Raw genomic sequence first — 21,163 nt, forward strand, 5'->3', positions numbered from 1 at the left:
TTTATATGAAAAAGAAAAAATTATTAATATTATGTCAGTATTTTTATCCTGAATATGTTTCGTCTGCTACGTTGCCAACACAGATGGCTGAAGATTTAGTTAAAAAGGGAATGGATGTAGATGTTATTTGTGGATGGCCTTATGAATATAGTGAAGAAAAAAATGTTCAGAAAAAAGTGAAATACAAAGGTATCAATATTAGAAGATTAAAATACTCTAAATTTGATAACAAATCTAAATTCGGACGTATGTTTAATTTCTTTTCTCTATTCATAATGTTTATATTCCAAATGCCTAAGATGCTTAAATATAATCATATACTTGTTTATTCTAATCCACCGATATTACCTCTAATACCGGACATATTACACCGTATATTTAAGAAGAAATATTCTTTTGTAGCATATGATATTGCACCTGACAATGCTTTGAAAACGGGTGCTACTAAACCTGGTAGTATGATTGATAAGCTTATGAAATATATTAATAAACATGTTTATAAAAATGCGGAAAATGTTATTGTTCTAGGCACAGAAATGAAAAACTATTTATTACAAAATAGAATTTCTAACAACGCAAACAATATTCATGTGATTCCAAATTGGTATATTGAAAATGATGATAATACAGTTCATAATTCCGAATTTAAACAATTAAGAAAACAATATAAAAAAATACTTCTTTATAGCGGGAATATGGGCCAACTTCAAGACATGGATACAATTATAGATTTTCTGAAGTTGAATAAAAATAATCAAGAAACTTTGACAATACTATGTGGTCATGGAAAAAAATATGATGATGTTAAACAAAGTATTAAATCAAATGATATAAAAAATGTGAAGATTTACGAATTTTTAACAGGTACTGATTATACTGACGTATTAAAAATTGCTGATGCTTGCTTTGCTTCTCTAGTAAAAGAAGGCGTGGGATTAGGTGTGCCAAGTAAAAACTATGGTTACTTAGCTAATAAAAAGCCTTTAATTCTTATTATGGATAAACAGTCAGATATAGTTAAACATGTTGAAGAATATAATGCCGGTATTCAAATAGGAAATGGAAATGCAAAAGGTATTCAAGAATTTATAGAAACACATTCAAGAGAATCTTTAAATGAACTGGGCAGTAATGCTTACAAATTGTTTAAAGATAAATATACAAGAGAACATAATACAAATAAATACTTTAATTTATTGAATGGGGGCAATTAACATGAAAAGAGCGTTCGATATATTTTGCTCAATATATGGATTAGTTGTAGCTGGACCATTCTTATTGATAGTAGCATTATTAATTAGACTAGAATCACCAGGACCAGCTATTTTCAAACAAAAGAGACCTACACTAAATAATGAAATATTCGATATCTATAAGTTTAGATCTATGAAAATTGATACACCTAATGTAGCGACGGATTTAATGGATCCAGCAGATTATATAACAAAAACTGGAAAGTTTATAAGAAAAACTTCAATTGATGAATTACCTCAATTATTAAATGTACTTAAAGGTGATATGTCAATCGTAGGACCAAGACCAGCACTTTATAATCAATACGAATTAATTGAAAAAAGAACTAAAGCCAATGTTCATACTATTAGACCAGGTGTTACTGGGTTAGCACAAGTTATGGGTAGAGACAATAATACTGATGACCAAAAGGTAATGTATGATAAATATTATTTAGAAAATCGATCATTTAAGCTAGACATGTACATTATTTATAAAACAGTAATTAATACGATTTCTTCAGAAGGTGTTTCTCACTAATGAATAAAAATATTTTAATTACCGGTACTAGTGGATATGTAGGAAGCCATTTAGCAGAAAGTTTAGAACAAGCAGGTAATACAGTAAAAAGATTAAGCGTAAAAAATTCTCTGTGGAAGAAAGAATCTTTTAAAGATATTGATGTGATTATTCACACAGCAGCATTAGTACACAATAATGAACCTAATGCAAAACTTGAAGATTATTTTCGTATTAACATGCAATTACCTAAAGAATTGGCTACTAAAGCTAAAAATGATGGAGTTAGTCAATTTGTATTTATGAGTACGATGGCAGTATATGGCGAAGATGGAGACATGGGGAGAAGAAAAGAAATCTCTAATCCATTTAATATTAATCCGGTTACAGACTATGGCATCTCTAAAGCAAAAGCTGAAGATGAATTGTTGAAAATGGACTCAGCCCAATTTAAAGTTGTAGTAGTTAGGCCACCAATGATATATGGTGCAAATTCTCCGGGTAATTTCTCAAAACTAAAAAAAGTAGCTAAGATATTACCAATTATTCCAAAAATTAATAATTCAAGAAGTGCATTATACATTAAACATCTTGAGAAATTTATTAAAGAAATCGTTAGTCGAAATAATTCAGGTATCTATCATCCTAAAGATAGTTTTGATTTTAATACAACAAAAGTAATAACAGAAATACGTAAGAGTAAAAATAAAAAGACCGTACAAGTACCTATTCCTAAAATGACTTATCCTCTTTTAAATAAGGTGAAAGTGATTTCGAAACTTTATGGGAATTTAGTTTATGGCAAAGATTTATATTTACATGAGGAAAAGATACAAATTAATGAACAAGATTTTCAAACTATAATCAAAGACATCATGAGTGAAAGTTAAGAACTTTTAGGATCACTTTAATGAAAAAAGCATACAAAATAATTATTTATAATGGAGGTATTTACATTGAAATTAACTGTTGTAGGATTAGGATATATTGGCTTACCGACATCTATTATGTTTGCTAAGCATGGCGTTGATGTATTAGGGGTAGATATTAATCAAAAAACAATTGATAGTTTACAAAATGGCAAAGTGAATATTGAAGAACCTGGGTTACAAGAAGTGTTTGAAGAAGTACTTAATAAAGGAAAATTAAAAGTTTCTACAGAACCTGCTGAAGCAGATGCTTATATTATTTCTGTTCCAACACCAAATAACGATGATGAGTATGAATCTTGTGATATTTCTATCGTTTTAAGCGCAGTAAACAGCGTCGTTCCTTATCTTAAAAAAGGTGATACAATTATTGTAGAATCTACAATCGCACCACGTACTATGGATGATCATGTTAAACCAATCATTGAACAAGCAGGCTTTGAAATTGGTGAAGATATTTATTTAGTTCATTGTCCAGAACGTGTGTTACCTGGTAAAATTCTTGAAGAATTAGTATATAACAATCGTATTATCGGTGGTGTGACATCAAATTGTGTAGAAGCTGGGAAACGTGTATATAGTACTTTTGTTAAAGGTGAAATGATTGAAACAAATGCGCGTACAGCTGAAATGAGTAAGTTAATGGAAAATACGTATCGCGATTTAAATATTGCTTTAGCGAATGAACTTACTAAAATAAGTAATAATTTAGATATTAATGTTTTAGATGTTATTGAAATGGCGAATAAACATCCACGTGTTAATATTCATTCACCAGGTCCGGGTGTTGGAGGCCACTGTCTAGCAGTAGATCCTTACTTCATTATAGCGAAAGACCCTGAAAACTCACCATTAATTCAAACAGGTCGTAAAATCAATCGTTCAATGCCTGAATTTGTAGTAGAGAATGTGAAACGTATTTTATCAGAAGTAGATAATGCGAAAGTTGCCGTATTTGGTTTAACTTATAAAGGTGACGTTGATGATATTAGAGAATCACCGGCATTTGATATCTATAAACTATTAGAAGATGAAAATTTAGAAGTAGTAGCATATGATCCACACGTAGATTTAGATTTTGTTGAAAAAGATATTAACAAAGCAACAGAAGATGCTTCACTTGTATTAATTCTAACAGATCATTCTGATTTTAAAGAATTTAGTGACGATGACTTTAAACACATGAAAAATAAAGTTATATTTGATACTAAAAATGTTGTTAAGTCAACATTCCAAGAAGTTTCATACTTTAACTATGGTAACCTTTATAAAACTAAAGATATTGAGCTAAATAACTAAAATAATCGCATTTAAAATCTTCAATTAATAAGGGGTATAAAATGAAAAAAATAATGACTATTTTTGGCACTCGTCCTGAAGCGATAAAGATGGCACCTTTAGTTAAAGAATTGGAAAAAAATAAAAATCTACAACCTGTAGTAGTAATAACAGCTCAACATAGAGAAATGTTGGATAGTGTATTAAAAATCTTTGATGTTAAACCAGACCATGATTTAAATATTATGAAAGCAAATCAAACATTAGCTGAACTTACTTCAAGAATTACTACTAAGCTTGATGCAGTTATAAAAGAAGAACAACCAGATATGGTATTGGTTCATGGAGATACTACATCAACATTTGTAGGTGGTTTAACTTCATTTTATAATCAAACACCAATCGGTCATGTAGAAGCAGGTTTACGAACATGGAATAAATATTCACCATTCCCTGAAGAAATGAATAGAGTAATGGTTGGAAATATGGCAGATTTAAATTTTGCACCAACTGATATGGCGGCAGAAAATTTAAAAAATGAGAACAAATCCGAAAGTAGTATTGTAGTTACTGGTAATACAGCAATTGATGCTATGAAGACGACTATTAAAGACAACTATCAGTCTGAGATTCTTGAAAAACATAAGGATAAAAAAATTGTACTGTTAACTGCGCATAGAAGAGAGAATATTGGCGAACCAATGCATAATATTTTCAAAGCAGTTCAAAAACTTGTTGAAGAATATGAGGATATTGTAGTAATTTATCCAATGCACAAAAATCCTAAAGTTAGAGAAATTGCTAGCAAATATTTACAAGATAATTCAAGAATTGAATTAATTGAGCCTCTTGATGTTATCGATTTTCATAATTTCGCAAATGAGTCACATTTAATACTTACTGACTCAGGTGGTGTGCAAGAAGAAGCTCCATCTTTAGGTAAACCAGTATTAGTTTTAAGAGATACAACTGAACGCCCAGAAGGTGTGAATGCTGGAACATTAAAAGTAGTTGGAACTAACTTTGAATCAATATTAGAGGAAACTAAGAAATTGCTAGATAATCAAGATGAATATAACAAAATGAGTAAAGCTAGTAATCCATATGGTGATGGCGAAGCTTCAAAACGAATTTGTGAAAATATCGAATATTATTTTGGTCTTAGAGAAGCAAAACCTCAAGCCTTTAAATATGATAATTAACTTATATTTAATTTGCATCTCAATGGTTGAGTTAAAATTCAACCTATTTTGAGATGCTTTTTAAAATATTTATATAAAAATGATAGGAGTAAAAAGAATGAAAAAAAGAAAATCAAAAATTTTTAAAATTCTTTTAACCATTTTCATCATATTAATCATATTAGCTATTATTGTAGGGGTATATCTATTTAGTAAATTACACTCATTAAGTGACAATATTACTAACCCATTGGATAGAGATAAATCAGAATTAAGAGACAAACCAACTAAAGATGGGGATCCTATGACGGTAGTTCTTTATGGTATTGATGACGATAAACAAAGACAACAACAAAATTCAGGACAACGAAGTGATTCTATCGTATTAATATCAATTAATCCGGAAGATAAAAAAACTGTAATGGTAAGTATACCGCGTGATACACATGCAAAAATAGTCGGTAAAAATACAACTGAAAAAATAAACCATGCATATGCATATGGTGGTCCTGATATGGCTGTCAAATCATTGGAAAAATTAATGGATGTTCCTGTAGACCATTATGTTTCAATTAATATGGATGGTGTGAAGACAGTTGTAGATGAAATAGGTGGAGTTACGGTTACTAGTAACGCTACATTTAATACTACAGATTCCAAGAAGGACTATAATTTTAAACAAGGTCAAAGTTACTCAATGGATGGTGAACAAGCTTTAGCTTATATGCGTAGTCGTAAAGAACAAGGTGCAGGAGGAGATGAAGGACGTCAACAACGTCAACAACAAATCATCACTGCTGTGGCTAAAGAAGCCTTTTCAATGAATTCAGTTACTAAGTTAAACGGTATCTTCAAAGCTGCACAAGATAACTTAAAAACTGATTTAAGCTTTGTTCAGTTAAATCGTTTTAGATCAGATTACGATAAAGCCCAAGATAATGTAGAACGTCTAACAATTGATGGCCAAAATTCATTAGGTGATGATAATATCTATTATTTCTATCCTGATGAAAATAGCTTGAACAATGTTAAAAAGAAATTAAAAGACAATTTAGAACTTAATTAATAGAAAAAACACTTTATCGCAACCGACGATAAAGTGCTTTTTTAGTATATTAATAATATTAGAATAGAAATCATCTTTCGTTTAAACTATTTGAAGAAAAATTATAAAGGAGGTATTGTAGGCGAGACTCTTGAGGGAACAGGGCTAGGCTAAGACCGTGGCTTAGCCAGTCCCCCTAAGAAAGCGAGCCAAACAATACGAAGTATTGATAAAAGAAAAGCGTCCTCCGAGGAGGGCGCTTTACAAATTCTAGTTTATTGTTGATTTTGATTCGTACTAACATCGTTTGCGAAGAAGTCGAAGATGTTTTTCGCGCTATCGGTATTATCGTTGTTACCTAAGAATTTATCTTCGCCTGGGCCGTGAGCGTAAGTGTTCACGTCTTCACCAGTATGACCGTAAGTTGTCCAACCTGTATGTGATTCATCATTGATTGGTTTTTGAATCGCATCTTGTAATTTTGTTGTTGCTTCGGCGATTTTAGGATCGTCTTCATTTTTAGCTTTCGACTTAACGTCTTTAAGTTCTTTAGCTGTATCTTTAACTTTGTCTAATTGGTCGTTAGGGAATTCGATGCCATAACCTTTGCTAATTACTTTTTCAGGGTCTTTGCCATCTGCAATTTGTTCTGTCATGTAAGAACCAGTATGTTTCATTTTGTGAATCGCTTCTGGATTCCAAACGTAGTCTTTACCTTTAGCGATAGATAAGCCACCAGTAGAATGGTCGGCAGTCGCTACAACTAATGTATCTTTATGTGTATCAGTGTAGTCAATCGCATTTTGGAATGCTTTGTCAAAGCCACCCATTTCTGACATGACACCAGTAATATCGTTAGGGTGTCCGGCTTTATCGATTGAAGCACCTTCTACCATTAAGAAGAAACCTTTATCGTTTTTCTCTAATTTAGATAATGCACTGTTTTCCATATCAACTAATAATGGATTCTTTTTCGGCGCATCTAGTTGTAATGGCATATTTTTCTCTGAAAATAACCCTAATACTTGATCGCTTTGAGAGTTGGCTAAATCTGTTTTATTTGTCACATAATCATAGCCATCTTGTTGGAACTTTTTCTTTAAGTTACCATTTTCTTTACCAAAATATTTAGAACCGCCACCTAAAATAACATCTACTTTATGTTGACCATTAATTTTATCATTGTAAAATTGTTGTGCAATTTCATCTTTCTTATCACGGTCATCTACATGGGCAGCGTATACGGCCGGAGTTGCATCTGTTACTTCAGCAGTAGTGACTAAGCCAGTAGATTTCCCATTTTCTTTAGCTTGTTCTAATACAGATTTCAGTGGTTTTTTATCATTATCAACTGAAATCGCACCATTATATGTTTTTTGTCCTGTCGCAAAAGCAGTACCACCTGCTGCTGAGTCGGTTACATTTTCTTTAGGATCATTTGGATTTGTACGATTGGTACCTTTTAAATACTTATCAAAAGTAGTTTGGTCTAATTCTTTAGTATTTGGATCATCTGCATAGTAACGGTAAGCTGAGTTATAAGAAGGTCCCATCCCGTCACCAACCATGAAGATAACGTTTTTAGGATTTTCAGTGTTACCAATTGCCATGTAGTCGCCATCTTGACCTTGTTGGCCTTGATTTCCTTCACCTGGACTAGATGCAAATGAAAGTTGAGTAGTTCCTAATACTGATGTAGCTAAGATTGTACTTGCCACTGTAGTTTTACCAAATTTGTTAATGAAACGCATTGTTATAAAGCCCCCTAATATGTATATCATCTTGTACTACATCTTTAATATTAAAGAACTTAATTTGATTTAAAGTTAGTATAAAGTTATTTTTAAGTAAAGCTATTGTAAACAATTATTAACTGTAAGAATTAATTCTATTTTTAATTTTTTATAAATAGGAAAAATATCGGTTTGTACAATAAAGCATAGCGTGAGCTTTATTGAATAACACAGTAGAGTAAACGTGTTCATTTTTCATTAAAAGTTGTAAAATAGAAATTGAATTAACTGTAAGCACTATATAGAAAAGTAGAGGTGTCTACCAATGATATTTATTATGTTATCGCCATTACTCATCATTGGATTTATAGCATTATCAATTATGGAAGAAAGAAAACGTAAAGCTAAAACACGTGATAAAGAAGACGAATTTGAAAAAGAGAAAAATAAACTGTCTAATCCTGACTACACAGATGAACATAAAGAATAATAAAGGGTGAAACTTATGAAAGTATTGATTGTGGAAGATGACTTTGTCATAGCGGAAAGTCTAGAAAACGAATTGTCCCAGTGGAACTATGACGTCATTGTGGCGAAACAATTTGATAATATTCTTGAGTATTTCAAGGTCCATCAACCACAACTGGTCTTGCTAGATATTAATTTGCCAACCTTTAATGGTTATCATTGGTGCCGAGAGATTCGTAAGGAATCTAATGTGCCAATTATCTTTATCAGTTCACGTACAGATAATATGGATCAAATCATGGCGATTCAAATGGGTGGCGATGATTTTATCGAGAAGCCATTCAATTTATCTTTAACGGTGGCCAAGATTCAAGCGCTCTTACGTAGAACCTATGATTTAGCGGTCTCTCATAATGAACTCACTGTACAAGGTTGTCAACTCGTCGTGGATAAAGCAACGCTATATCATAATGATGAATCTGTTCAACTATCTTTTACAGAATTGCAGATTTTACAAATGCTTTTCCGTAATGAAGACAAGTATGTCAGTCGTACGGCGTTGATTGAAAAGTGTTGGGAGTCGGAGAATTTCATAGATGACAATACATTAGCAGTAAATATGACGCGTTTGCGTAAGAAATTACAATCCATAGGCGTGAAAGATTTGATTGAAACGAAGAAGAATGTCGGATATAAGGTGTAAGCGTGATGTTAAGAGCATTTATTAAATCAATTATTAATGAATTGAGTATTGTCGTTATCACTTTATTACTATTTGGTCTTATCTTTTTCTTATTTGATTTACCGTTTGGCGCGTTTTTCTTAGGCACTGCGATTATTGTATTTGTTATGGTTATTTACTGGCTTGTAAAATTAAGTGGTTTTAAGGCACAAGAGAATTTAAAAGAAACGAAGCTTGAACTAGAACAAGAGTTACAACGTGTGAAAAGTGCGCAAACTGACTATCAAGCTAATGTGGAGAACTACTTCTTAACGTGGGTGCATCAAATTAAGACGCCGATTACCGCTTCGAAGCTATTGTTAGAACGTAATGAAGATAATGTCGTGAACCGGGTACGACAAGAGATTATCCAAATTGATAATTATACGAGTTTGGCATTAAGCTATTTAAAATTGATGAATCAAGAAACGGATATGTCCTTTTCAAAAGTAACGATTAATGAACTTGTCCGACCGTTAATTATGAAATATTCGATTCAATTCATCGATCAAAAAACTAAGATTCATTATGACCGTTGTGAAACGGAAGTTCTTACAGACGTGCAATGGTGTACGATTATGATTGAACAGCTTCTCAATAATGCGTTGAAATATGCACGAGGCAAAGATATTTGGATTACCTTTGATAGTGCCACTAACATCTTATCGATTCGTGATAACGGCGTGGGTATCAGTCAAGCCGACCTTCCTAAAATCTTTGATAAAGGCTATTCAGGGTACAATGGTCGTTTGAATGATAAATCTAGTGGTATTGGACTCTTTATTGTGAAACATATTTCACGTCATTTACATCATAAAGTAGATGTACAATCCGAACTAGGTAAAGGCACGCGCTTTTGTGTTCATTTTCCACACACAACATAAACTTTCAATATTGTAAGTTAGCCAACAACATTTGTAAGAAAATATCAATGTTGTTGGCGCTTTTTTGTTTTATTATAGAATTAACACTTAACAGTAGAGTCGAATGGTGAAGTTCATTTTCAAAGAAGAGGAGACACAAAGTGATGTTGTTAGACGTGAAAAATGTGAAAAAGGTCTTTGGCAGAGGATTAAATGCGACGACTGCGCTAAATGGTATCTCATTTAATATACATAAAGGCGAATTTGTAGCTATCATGGGGGAGTCGGGTTCGGGGAAGTCTACCTTACTTAACTTAATTGCTACATTTGATAAAGCGACAGAGGGCAGTATTATTATTAATCAACAAGATGTGCGTGATTTACGTAATAAGCAAGTGGCACATTTCCGACGTGATAACCTAGGCTTTGTCTTTCAAGATTTCAATGTCTTACCTACAATGACGAATAAAGACAATATGTTGATGCCGCTTGTCTTAGCCAATCGTTCTCATAAAGTGATGGAAGCGCGTATAGCGAAATTAAGTGAGGAACTTCATATTCAGGATTTATTACATAAGTATCCTTACCAAATTTCTGGTGGGGAACAACAACGAATTGCTATTGGTCGGGCGCTCATTAATGAACCAGATATTCTCCTTGCTGATGAGCCGACTGGTGCGCTTGATTCTAAGACGTCGAAGAATATTATGACCCTTTTTCGAGAACTTAATAGGAATAACCAAACGATTCTGATGGTGACACATTCAACAGTAGATGCTTCTTATGCGAAGCGGGTGTTATTTATTAAAGATGGACGGTTGTATCATGAAATTTATCGTGGAGAAGAGGCGCGACAAGATTTCCAAAAGCGAATTGCCGACAGTTTAGCTATCTTGAATGAAAGAGGGGACTAAGATGACGTTACGCATGTTAGGGAAGATGATTCTACAAAACTTCAAAATGCAACGCCATGTTATCCTACCTTTTATCCTAGCATTGAGCATGATGTTTGGGACGGAGTTTATCCTATTATCGCTCTATATGAATGAGTATGTGCGTGAACGTAGCCAATTATTACCAGGATTTGTCGCAATAGGTAATATCTTCATGTGTATGCTAGGTTTTATCTTTATTTTATATGCGAATCGCTTCATGATGAAACGGCGTCAACAAGAGCTCGCTATGAATATGATTTTAGGTATGGAAAAGAAGCACTTCCGCATCATTATGTTTATAGAAATGGTGTATCAGTATATTATCATTGCCGTGTTAAGTATCACGGGTGGCTACTTATTTGGTGCCCTTATTTTTATGCTATTAAATAAATTAATGCAACAAACAGGGATGTCACTTATGGATTATCCTTTTAATCTTAAGGCGATGGTCTATACGTTATTGATGCTTGCGTTTGTCATGTTATTCCTATTTAGCCTTAACAATATCAAGATTCTATTTCAAAGTCCGATTAAGTTAATTACCCAACGACAAAAGACGGAAAAAAGGTTACCGACGCCTGTACTGTATCTATTATTTATTATTGGTTTAAGCGCGTTAATTGGAAGCTATCATATTGCTTTAAGTGATCAACTGATTATTCGCTCACTTTATAATTTATTTGGTGCTATTTTACTTGTCATGATAGGAACGTATTGTTTATTTATGTCGTTAGGCATATTACTTCTTGATTGGCTCCAACGGTTACCGAGAATTTACTATAATCCGAAATACTTTTTCACAATATCGGGATTACGTTCGAGAATGAATTCTAATGCGGTGGGTCTAGCGAGTATCACGATGTTATGTACCTTTTTAATTGTTACGTTAGGAATGAGTGTCTCGACGTATAGAGGGATAGAACAACGTTTAGATACACTAATGGCGACGCAATATAGAGTGACGTTGAATGGTAATATTCATAATGATAAAGAGGTGCAAAAGAAAGCGAAACATATTGAACAGGATATTAGAAAACATGCTAAGGTAGACTTCTTCAGAACCAATACGGTGAGCATGATAGCGGCAGATTATGGTTCGAATGGCGTATTGCTTCCACGAGAGAATAAATTTTATTCTATGGGGTTAAAAAGTGCCTTTCTTATTATTATGACGCAACATGATTACAATGAGCTGAATACTGAGAAAGTGCACTTGAAGCCTAATGAGACGGGCTTGAGTAGTGATAGTTTATTATTTAAAAAGTTAAATAATGTGACGTTAATGGATGAAACGGTCACTGCCAAACAACTGAATGGCCATAATTATTCATTACCTGTGCCTGGGTCCTTAACGATTGTGACACCAGATAGTACCAGTTATCAACATATTACAAACTACTATATGAATAAAGATAAAAACGATAATAAAGATGTAAGTGATATAACAAGTTCATTTATTCATTTTAATATTATGACGAAAGATACATCGCATTTCGATAAAGTGAGTGGTCAACTCAGTAAAAAATATATAGCGCAAATTGAAAGTAAAAAAGGAACAGGCGCATCACTTTATGAGTTAAATGGTGGTTTAATATTTATTGGTGTCGTGGTATCTATCATTTTATTACTGGGTACATTTTTAATGATGTACTACAAAAATATTGCGGAAGGTTACGAAGACCGACGAAATTATCAAATTATGCAGAAGGTAGGTATTGAAGAAGAGAGAATCAAAGCAACGATTAATAACCAAATCATGTGGATTTTTATCTTACCTATTATTGTAGCAACGATTCATGTTGTCTTTGCCTCAAAAATGATTTTTAATACATTAGGCATTCTTAGTATTAATAATGTAGGAATTTTTGCGACAAGTTATATTGGAGTCATCGTCGCCGTTATCATTATTTATGCCATAATGTATTGGATTACATCTCGTATATATTATTTTATTGTGAATAGTTATTCTTAAATTTTTTATAAAAAATTAGTTATACTTTTTAAAAATAAGTGTAACCTAGTAAGCGGTAGGGTATGAAATAAAAAAAGGAGGCGTAAATATGGCTAATTACTCAAATGAGTACACAGCATCAGGAAATACACATCAACGTAAGGTTAAACGCACAATCGAACATATTCTTACATGGGTTGGCGTTGTCCTACAAGCATTAGTTGCTATACTATTTTTACTTGCTAAACCATTTTTAGGCAATGACAGCTTTAAAGATCAAATGGTTAGAGAAGCACAAAAACAAGGTGAACAAATATCTACAACTGATATTAACCAAGGTTTTGACGCATTAAGTGGTGTAATCAACTTCTTCACATGGGGTGCGATTATTCCATTAATTTTAGCAATTATCGGTGGTCTTTTAATCAGTAAAGCACCAAAAATTGCAGGTATTTTAATCCTTATTGCAGGCTTTATCGCTCTAGCATCAAACTGGATTAGTGTTGTTTTATGGATTATTGCAGGTATCATGTTACTAGTAAGAAAAGGTAAGAAAAAAGATACTTACGATAACCACTATTACGCAAATGACAGTAAATATGATGACCATAACCGTAATCATAATGATCGCGATTATGACAATCATAACCGTGCTTATGACGACCGTCATGACAATAACTTCGATGATCGTCGCAATAACGACTATGACAATCGTTATGACAATGATCATGACAATCGCCGTCATAATAACGATGGCCATGACTACAATGATAGATATGATGATCGCCATCAAGACGACCGTCGTAATGTAGATAATCATGACCGTCATGCTGAACGTGAAGATATTAATAATGGCTACCGTGATTCAAATCATCGTGATGATTTACACCGTTCTAATGATGATGACTTCCAACGTAAGAACAATGCAGATTGGACATCTGAAAAAGATCGCCACGATGTAAGTGACGAACATGATCACCGTGATAACAATGAATTAGGTAGAGATTTAGCAAATAATGAAGAACGTCATTATAATGATGCAGATCGTTCTCAAGGTTATGATGAAGATAATCATTTCCGTCGTAGCGATAGATATAATGATGACAATCATGAATTTGATACTAATAATGAACATCAAGACCGTCACCGTGACAACGACTTCTTACAAGATGAAACTCAAAAATTAAAAGATAAAAAAGACAATGACCCTTATAAATACTAGTCATTGATATATTAAAAGTGGGACGATAACTCGCCCCACTTTTTTGGTTATAAATACCCCTTTGTAATTATAATTTTTTATCAAGAACTATGATAAAAACATTACCATTAGAAAGTAATTTATATAATGAACTTTATGTATAAGATAACTTGAGAAATTTTATTATTTTAAAAATGATAACGTTAAATTATTTGTATATACGTAGTATTGTGAGCGAGACTTCTGAGGGAGCAGTGCCAGTAGAAGACCGGGGCCCCAAATTTCAATTTGGGGTAGGCTGAGACTGGCAGTAGTTGACTGAAATGAAGATACGTCCAATCTGTACTTTCTTCATTTCTAGTCAACCTTGCCGGGGCGGGACAACGAAATCTTAGAAATTACATTAGATTTCTGTCGCCGCTCCCCCTAGAAAAGCGAGCAAAACAATACGAAGTATTGATATATGTATATATAAATAAGGCGAAGGTGCTCCTAAGTTAGCATCTTCGCCTTTACGTTAATTTCTATTATATGGATATGGATAAATGAATTGGATAAATGAATGTCTATTTGGATAATAATGAATATCTGTAATTTGTTTAATTAATTTAACCCTAAGTGCTCTCTCAGGGTATGACTTGAATACTCTGTACGATACAAACCACGACGTTGTAATTCAGGCACAATCAGTTCTACAAAGTCTTCTAAACTATGGGGAAGTGAAGGCGGCATTAGGTTGAAACCATCTGCTACACCTTCATTGAACCAATACTCCATTTCGTCAACTATCTCTTCTGGCGTGCCAATAAGAGTTAAATGGCCACCGCCAGCATTTAAATAGCCCAATAATTCATGTACGGTAGGCTGGGTATCATTAATCATTTCAAGTATTGTTTCATAGCGACCAACAGGCCCACTAAATTCTTCAACTGGTGGTAAGTCGGGAAGAGGTTCATCGAGTGCCCACCCGCTACAATCCTGTTGGACAAAGAAGCTAAGTTGTTTTAAAGCCGTTTCAACAGACAATAATCCATCGAGTTTTGCTTTCTTTTCTAAAGCTTCTTCATGTGTCCGACCGACATAAGTCACTAACCCGGGAAATACTTTAATATATCTAGGATTTACAGTGTTCTTAGCCATTTCAGCATCTAAGCGTTCACGGTAACGGCGTGCTTGTTTAATATTCCAAGATACTGAATAAACAGCATCGGCATATTTCGTTGCTAAAGCGATGCCTTGCTTTGAAGCACCTGCTTGCATCGCAACGGGTTTACCTTGTGGACTTTGTGGGGTCGTTAACGGTCCATGAACTTGGAAATATTTGCCTTTATGTTGAAGCGGTTGAATATTTGAATTATCTATTAATGTACCTTGCTCACGGTTAGGTTGAAAATCATCCGTAGACCAAGATTCAAACAAACCGTTCATGACGTGAGCGAATTCGTCAGCCTTTTCATAACGGATAGCATGGTCGGGTAAAGCAGGCATGCTATGGTTCTGAGCTTCTAAATCGGTCATAGAGGTTACCAGATTCCAACCGACACGACCTCCAGTAATATGGTCGAGACTTAAGAGTTGGCGAGCAACCGTAAATGGATTTGAAAATGTGCTCGAAATGGTGGGTACTAAGCCAACCTGTTGTGTTACTTGCGAAATTGCTGTTAAGTTAATCAGTGGATCAAACCAAAAGCTTGGCATAGTAGTAAAGCCAGGATTAAATGATTGATTGTCGGCGAAGAACACGACATCAAATAAGCCTTTCTCTGATAGTTGAGCAAGATGTTGATAATAGGTAACATCTCCAACGCGCTCAATACTCGAATCAGGGTGTTGCCAAGCGGCCTGGTGATGACCACAACCATAAATCAAAATACCTATGTGTAAGTGATGATTATCTTTAGGCATAGCTACATAAACACTCCAATTTGAAATCAGTCGTCTTTCATTGGTGGATTAATTCATCGTTAAACCGCCATCAACTGTTATATTTTGACCAGTAATACCACTAGCCGCTTCTGTGCTTAAGTATGCGATTAAGTTAGCTAAGTCTTGAGGTGTCGTTACTTTGCGTAGTGGTGTGGTTTGTGCGATTAAATCAAATACTTCCGGTGTTGTGACTGCACTTGCGTCTGTTGTCTTTAATAAGCCACCAGACACGACATTAGCAGTGATACCGTATTGTCCTAATTCGGCTGCCACGTTACGTGTGAAACCAATTAATCCAGCCTTAGCCGTCGTATATTCATGATAAGGTACGACAGGGTTTTGATATAAATTAGTACCAATACTAATGACACTACCAGCACCGCGTTCGATAAATTGAGGTATCACACTTTGCGTGACATTAAACGCAGCTTTCAAAGTGCCGTCAATTTGTTGTTGATAATCTTCCCAAGTAAGATCTTTAAACGCTTTTTGTGCAACCGGATCAAACTTGAAATTAACTAACGCATTATTTACAACGACATCAATTTGGCCAAAGTGGTCTGTCGCTTCTTTAACTAAACGTTCCACGTCTTCACGTTGTGTCACGTCAGCTTGAATAGCAATAGCCTTTTCACCAATCTCAGAAGCAATCCGTTCAGCCGCCTCCTTATTATTGTTGTAATTAATCACGACTTGGAAGCCTTGCTCAGCCAATGTTTTAACAATGGTCGCTCCTAAACCACGACTACTTCCTGTTACTAATACTGTTCTAGCCATGTATACCGTACCTCCGTACATCTCATTTACAGTAAAAAAATACGCAACCTTCACTAGAGGAAAGTTGCGTAAATAGTAGATGTTATACGTCTATATAAAGAGTTGACAAATTTGTCACATCTCAATATTTATCTAAAATTTATCCCACACTTTCCTACGCTAGTACGATCTAGTTCAGGTTCAAAGGGTTTAGAGCTTTACTCTATCTCAGTTAAAAAACACCCCTAGTGCATATATTTATACTATAGTTACAATTTATAAGTTTTAATTTAATAAGTCAAGGCTATTTAGTTAAGTGTGCCAAAAGTTAAGACGATTTCAATTAATATAATTATATTAACTAATTTGATAATAAAAAGTATTTGCAATTATATAAGATAGAGCTTACGCTTATTCAATGATTTGATATGTTCGTATACTTTATACTTTTTGAAAATGAAGTTCTTAACTTAATCAAAATAAATAGTACAACAAGAAAGGAGGGACATGATGGCGTATACCATTGGACTAATACCGTCACCTGGCGTGGCGCATAAACTAGTAGATAAAGCAGTACCTAAAGTTCAAAAGCTCTTACACGAGCGTATCGATGACAATCAACAATGGAACTTTGAAAGCAAAGTAGACTTGTTAATCGGTTCGGCGGAAGATGTGTACGAAAGTATTGATAAAGCTGCCGACATGAAAGAACGTTACGGTTGGGATTTTGTCATTAGTATTACTGACTTACCAAGTATCTCTAATAATAAAGTAGTGATTAGTGACTACAATAGTGAGAGTCAAGTGTCTATGCTTTCATTACCGTCACTAGGGTGGATAGATTTAGAACGTAAATTAGTGAATAGCATCGCCACTCTAGTCGAACAACTTTATAGTGACAATACGAAAGAGCGACCGAAAGTACATCCGCTTATTCGTCCAGAGGCTGTTGACCCAAGAGAAGACGAGAGCTCGAAACGACGTTACATTAATCGTTTTTTAATTTTAGGCTGGTTACAACTCATTTTAGGATTAACCCGCTCTAATGAACCTTGGAAGACCATCTTCAACTTTAAAAAGATTATCTCCGTTGCTTTTGCGACTGGGACATATGTGTCCATCTTCTCAATGCCTTGGGAATTAAGTGTACAATATTCACCGCTTCGTTTTATCATTCTAATGCTTACGGCAATTATAGGTATGGCTGCGTGGTTATTTTATGCGCACCAATTAGGTGAACGGAAGACTGCTAAATCACAACGTGTCTACCGTTATATTTATAATTCTACAACCGTACTCACTTTAATCATTATTACAGTGATGAACTATGTGATTCTTTATATCTTGTTAGCAATCAGTATTTCATTATTTGTACCTGTGAGTTTATTCAATAGTTGGACGAGTGCGAACCCAGATTTCACTTTTCTAAATTATGTAAAATTATTATGGTTTGTAGCTTCATTAGGCTTATTAGCCGGAGCGATGGGGTCTACAGTTGAGAACGAGGAGAAGATACGCAAGATTACGTATTCCTATCGTCAATATCATCGTTATAAAGAAGCGGAAAAAGAAGAACGTCAATCAAAAGCACAAGAACAAGATGAAACACAACAAGAAGTGGCACAAACGGCTTCTAATAAGCAAGTAAAAGATGAAGAACAATATGAAGGTAAAAAACAAGTCCACAGAGAGGAGGATGAATCATGAGTGAAGAAAAGACCATTGGCTTAGTAGTAGCGCCTGGTGTGACTGAAAAATTAGCCGAGAGTTTAGTGGACGATATCCCTAACATCTTATCTAAACAGAATAATAACCAACATGGCTGGAAAGTCGACCTCGTGGTTGATTCTCTTACTGGTTATGCCGAATCTGTAGAGAAAATCTTTAAGAAGATACAAGATTATCACGACAAGAGACAATGGGACTATGTGGTGGCAGTCACAGATTTACCGATGTTTCATAACCAACGTGTATTAGCATTAGATATTAATAAGAAAAATGGTGCGGCTATCTTCTCATACCCAGCGTTTGGTTGGCGTCCTGTTAAAAATCGTTTCAAGCGATCAATCGTAGCCATTATTAATGAGGTGCATCACTCTGAAGAACGTCATGAAGAGTATGATGAAGATGATGACGTCAAATATGCGATTAATAAACAATTTCCATTATCAAAAATTGACAAAACAGAAGTGTATTTAGATGAAACGGAAAACTATCATTTGCGTTACTTATCCAATTCACGTTCTGCAGGCATGATTCGTCTTGTCAGTGGGATGACCTTTGCGAATAATCCATTAAATATGATGGCGAGTTTAAGTAATATTGTCGCTATCGCTTTTACCACTGGCGCATTTGGTCTTATTTTCACTACAATGTGGCAGATGAGTATGGAATTCTCAATGTGGCGTCTATTCGGTATTTCAGTGATTGCCGTTATCGGTATGTTGATATGGGTCATGTTATCTCATGAATTATGGGAATCCACTAAAAAAAGTAATAACAAACGACTCACATGGCTATACAATTTAACCACAGTGATGACCTTATTTGTTGCCATTATTATCTATTATATTATCCTCTACACGTTGTTCTTAATTGCGGAACTTGTGTTGTTACCGCCAGACTTTTTAGGACAACAAGTAGGATTGAAAAGAGCAGCCGGCTTTGATTTGTATTTAAGTATCCCATGGTTTGCAGCATCGATTTCAACCGTAGCTGGTGCCATTGGTGCAGGTCTATTAAATGATCAACTGATTAAAGAAAGCACATATGGTTATCGTCAACAAATGCGTTACCATAATCGTGATGAAGATTAAGAAAAAACTAACATCTAAGGTAAACGCCTGACTAGATGTTAGTTTTCTTTAGTTAATTGGTATGATATTCGGAACTCGAATTGAGTTTTATTTTTTTCTAGTGAAAAATAACATTATTAAGATAGAAACTGCTAATAATATTTGAGAAAAAGCTATAGAAACATTAATGACTTTAAACATTATCAAAATGTTAATAATCATAATGATGATGACGATTAGTAATAAAATCATCTCAAAACGATTTAATTTTTTACGATTATCTTTCATCAAGTTTCCTCCTTATAATTATGCTGGAATACAAAATAATAAATTTGATTACACGTGAGGTTGAGACATTAATCATTTGTACTCTGGGAAACCGATAAACGGTGTCCCAAAAGTAGGATTCTCGGCAGATACCGTCACGATTCGACAAAATAAAAAAGCTATTTTGCTCATCGCTCGGTTCTGCTCACATCCTAAACACTTTTGTCCCAACCTCTCGTTTTTTATAAACTATAAAATTGCTTCGAGGTCACCTAGTTAAACCATCACATTAAATAAGGAACTTTGTCAAAACGCCTTGACTTTCCATTTAAAAATGGTAAAGTATTAACATATTATTCTGACAATTCTGATAGGATTTGTTTAATAAATTTGTGAACAGTGAGGGGGAATCATAAGTTTATGTCAGTACAGAAAATTACGTATGAGAACTTTGAGAGCGACCCTTTCATCGATTCTATAACAGGTAACGACGCAACTAAAGGAGCCTATGAAATTCTAGATTGGGCTTATAGCACGTATGGTGATTCCATCGTTTATTCATGTAGTTTTGGCGCAGAGAGTATGGTACTTATTGATTTGATTTCTCAAATTAAACCAGATGCTCAAATTGTATTTTTAGATACTGATTTACATTTTCAAGAAACTTATGATCTAATCGATAGAGTAAAGGAAAAGTATCCACAACTTCGCATCGAAATGAAGAAACCAGATTTAACGTTAGAAGAACAAGCTGAGAAATATAATCCAGCTTTATGGAAGAATGACCCGAACCAATGCTGTTATATTAGAAAGATTAAACCATTAGAAGAAGTCTTAGGCGGGGCAGTCGCTTGGGTTTCTGGATTACGTCGTGCGCAGTCGCCTACACGTGCTAATACAAACTTTATTAATAAAGATGAGCGTTTTAAATCGATTAAAGTGTGTCCGTTAATTTATTGGACGGAGGATGAAGTGTGGGATTATATCAAGCAACACGAGTTGCCTTATAATACGTTGCATGATCAACATTACCCAAGCATCGGTTGTATTCCATGTACATCTCCTGTATTTGATTCAAGTGATTCTAGAGCAGGACGTTGGTCTAATTTTGAAAAGACAGAATGTGGATTACATGTTGCAGATAAACCTTAAAATATAAGGTAAAATTTTTTAATTATAAAACCTAGTATTCTGATAGGTTTTAAAAAGAAATTCTGAAATACGAGAGTCGGATAGATGGAAGTGGCTAAGACATTAATAATTAGTGCTTTGCGAAAATGATAAACGGCATCTGACGAGTATCCTAAACACTTTTGTCCCACCCTCTTGTATTTCTTACATAATAAAAATAGTATATTATTT

The 21,163-nt window shown here is 34.2% G+C and carries 19 protein-coding genes and 1 riboswitch; of the genes, 15 read left to right on the forward strand and 4 right to left on the reverse strand.

Translation table 11 applies throughout. The annotated features are described in order from the left end of the window. The first annotated feature begins 5 nt into the window (after positions 1-5). The 6 genes from HS848_RS07415 to HS848_RS07440 all read left to right on the forward strand — a co-directional run bounded on the left by HS848_RS07415 (position 6) and on the right by HS848_RS07440 (position 6,206). A complete protein-coding gene (locus HS848_RS07415) occupies positions 6-1,214 on the forward strand; it encodes a glycosyltransferase family 4 protein (protein ID WP_198611824.1) in 1,209 nt (402 codons plus the stop codon). 1 nt (position 1,215) lies between these two features. Further along, the gene (locus HS848_RS07420) at positions 1,216-1,773 is read left to right on the forward strand and encodes a sugar transferase (RefSeq protein WP_198611825.1); all 558 of its coding nucleotides are present in this window, start codon (positions 1,216-1,218) and stop codon (positions 1,771-1,773) included. Next, positions 1,773-2,642 (forward strand): NAD-dependent epimerase/dehydratase family protein, encoded by an 870-nt coding sequence (locus HS848_RS07425; RefSeq protein WP_198611826.1) that lies wholly within the window; start codon positions 1,773-1,775, stop codon positions 2,640-2,642. The genes HS848_RS07420 and HS848_RS07425 overlap by 1 nt, the downstream gene beginning before the upstream one ends. A gap of 66 nt (positions 2,643-2,708) precedes the next feature. Further along, positions 2,709-3,980 (forward strand): nucleotide sugar dehydrogenase, encoded by a 1,272-nt coding sequence (locus HS848_RS07430; protein WP_198611827.1) that lies wholly within the window; start codon positions 2,709-2,711, stop codon positions 3,978-3,980. 41 nt (positions 3,981-4,021) lie between these two features. Next, positions 4,022-5,161: a non-hydrolyzing UDP-N-acetylglucosamine 2-epimerase gene (gene wecB / locus HS848_RS07435; RefSeq protein WP_198611828.1), complete on the forward strand. Its 1,140-nt coding sequence runs from the start codon at positions 4,022-4,024 to the stop codon at positions 5,159-5,161. Positions 5,162-5,258: 97 nt separating this feature from the next. After that, positions 5,259-6,206 carry an LCP family glycopolymer transferase gene (locus HS848_RS07440; RefSeq protein ID WP_198611829.1) on the forward strand — a complete coding sequence of 316 codons (948 nt, stop codon included), beginning with the start codon at positions 5,259-5,261 and terminating at the stop codon, positions 6,204-6,206. Between the two features lie 254 nt (positions 6,207-6,460). On the opposite strand, the gene HS848_RS07445 is transcribed toward HS848_RS07440, so the two are convergent. Continuing rightward, the gene (locus HS848_RS07445; RefSeq protein ID WP_198611830.1) at positions 6,461-7,936 is read right to left on the reverse strand and encodes an alkaline phosphatase; all 1,476 of its coding nucleotides are present in this window, start codon (positions 7,934-7,936) and stop codon (positions 6,461-6,463) included. Positions 7,937-8,243: 307 nt separating this feature from the next. Between HS848_RS07445 and HS848_RS07450 the strand changes: the two genes are divergently transcribed. The 6 genes from HS848_RS07450 (at position 8,244) to HS848_RS07475 (ending at position 14,078) form a co-directional block, all read left to right on the forward strand. Further along, positions 8,244-8,408, forward strand: a complete 165-nt coding sequence (locus HS848_RS07450; RefSeq protein ID WP_198611831.1) for a hypothetical protein — start codon at positions 8,244-8,246, stop codon at positions 8,406-8,408. A gap of 15 nt (positions 8,409-8,423) precedes the next feature. Further along, positions 8,424-9,089, forward strand: a complete 666-nt coding sequence (locus HS848_RS07455; protein WP_198611832.1) for a response regulator transcription factor — start codon at positions 8,424-8,426, stop codon at positions 9,087-9,089. 5 nt (positions 9,090-9,094) lie between these two features. Continuing rightward, complete coding sequence (locus HS848_RS07460; RefSeq protein WP_198611833.1) at positions 9,095-9,991, forward strand: sensor histidine kinase; 897 nt, start codon at positions 9,095-9,097, stop codon at positions 9,989-9,991. Between the two features lie 143 nt (positions 9,992-10,134). Continuing rightward, positions 10,135-10,884: an ABC transporter ATP-binding protein gene (locus HS848_RS07465; RefSeq protein WP_198611834.1), complete on the forward strand. Its 750-nt coding sequence runs from the start codon at positions 10,135-10,137 to the stop codon at positions 10,882-10,884. Between the two features lies 1 nt (position 10,885). Then, positions 10,886-12,877, forward strand: a complete 1,992-nt coding sequence (locus HS848_RS07470; RefSeq protein ID WP_198611835.1) for an ABC transporter permease — start codon at positions 10,886-10,888, stop codon at positions 12,875-12,877. An 88-nt stretch (positions 12,878-12,965) separates the two neighbouring features. Beyond that, positions 12,966-14,078 carry a DUF4064 domain-containing protein gene (locus tag HS848_RS07475; RefSeq protein ID WP_198611836.1) on the forward strand — a complete coding sequence of 371 codons (1,113 nt, stop codon included), beginning with the start codon at positions 12,966-12,968 and terminating at the stop codon, positions 14,076-14,078. Positions 14,079-14,660: 582 nt separating this feature from the next. Here HS848_RS07475 and HS848_RS07480 read toward each other — a convergent pair. Together HS848_RS07480 and HS848_RS07485 are read right to left on the reverse strand one after the other, a co-directional pair. Beyond that, positions 14,661-15,962, reverse strand: a complete 1,302-nt coding sequence (locus tag HS848_RS07480; RefSeq protein ID WP_198611837.1) for an LLM class flavin-dependent oxidoreductase — start codon at positions 15,960-15,962, stop codon at positions 14,661-14,663. 48 nt (positions 15,963-16,010) lie between these two features. Then, complete coding sequence (locus HS848_RS07485; RefSeq protein ID WP_198611838.1) at positions 16,011-16,760, reverse strand: 3-oxoacyl-ACP reductase; 750 nt, start codon at positions 16,758-16,760, stop codon at positions 16,011-16,013. 134 nt (positions 16,761-16,894) lie between these two features. Then, positions 16,895-16,996: riboswitch (TPP riboswitch) on the reverse strand. 253 nt (positions 16,997-17,249) lie between these two features. Here HS848_RS07485 and HS848_RS07490 point away from each other — a divergent pair. Continuing rightward, entirely contained in the window at positions 17,250-18,446 is a 1,197-nt protein-coding gene (locus tag HS848_RS07490; RefSeq protein ID WP_198611839.1) for a 5,10-methylene-tetrahydrofolate dehydrogenase, read from the forward strand. Next, positions 18,443-19,555 carry a 5,10-methylene-tetrahydrofolate dehydrogenase gene (locus HS848_RS07495; RefSeq protein ID WP_198611840.1) on the forward strand — a complete coding sequence of 371 codons (1,113 nt, stop codon included), beginning with the start codon at positions 18,443-18,445 and terminating at the stop codon, positions 19,553-19,555. Before HS848_RS07490 ends, HS848_RS07495 begins: the two co-directional genes overlap by 4 nt. 87 nt (positions 19,556-19,642) lie before the next feature. Here the strand turns inward: HS848_RS07495 and HS848_RS07500 are convergent, their stop codons facing one another. Further along, positions 19,643-19,822, reverse strand: coding sequence for a hypothetical protein (locus HS848_RS07500; RefSeq protein WP_198611841.1), 180 nt, complete (start codon positions 19,820-19,822; stop codon positions 19,643-19,645). A gap of 399 nt (positions 19,823-20,221) precedes the next feature. Here HS848_RS07500 and HS848_RS07505 point away from each other — a divergent pair, with 399 nt between their 5' ends. Next, positions 20,222-20,953, forward strand: coding sequence for a phosphoadenylyl-sulfate reductase (locus HS848_RS07505; RefSeq protein WP_107507019.1), 732 nt, complete (start codon positions 20,222-20,224; stop codon positions 20,951-20,953). The last annotated feature ends 210 nt before the right edge of the window (positions 20,954-21,163 follow it).

The sequence above is a fragment of the Staphylococcus caledonicus genome, from assembly GCF_016238465.1.
GTDB classification, from domain to species: domain Bacteria; phylum Bacillota; class Bacilli; order Staphylococcales; family Staphylococcaceae; genus Staphylococcus; species Staphylococcus caledonicus.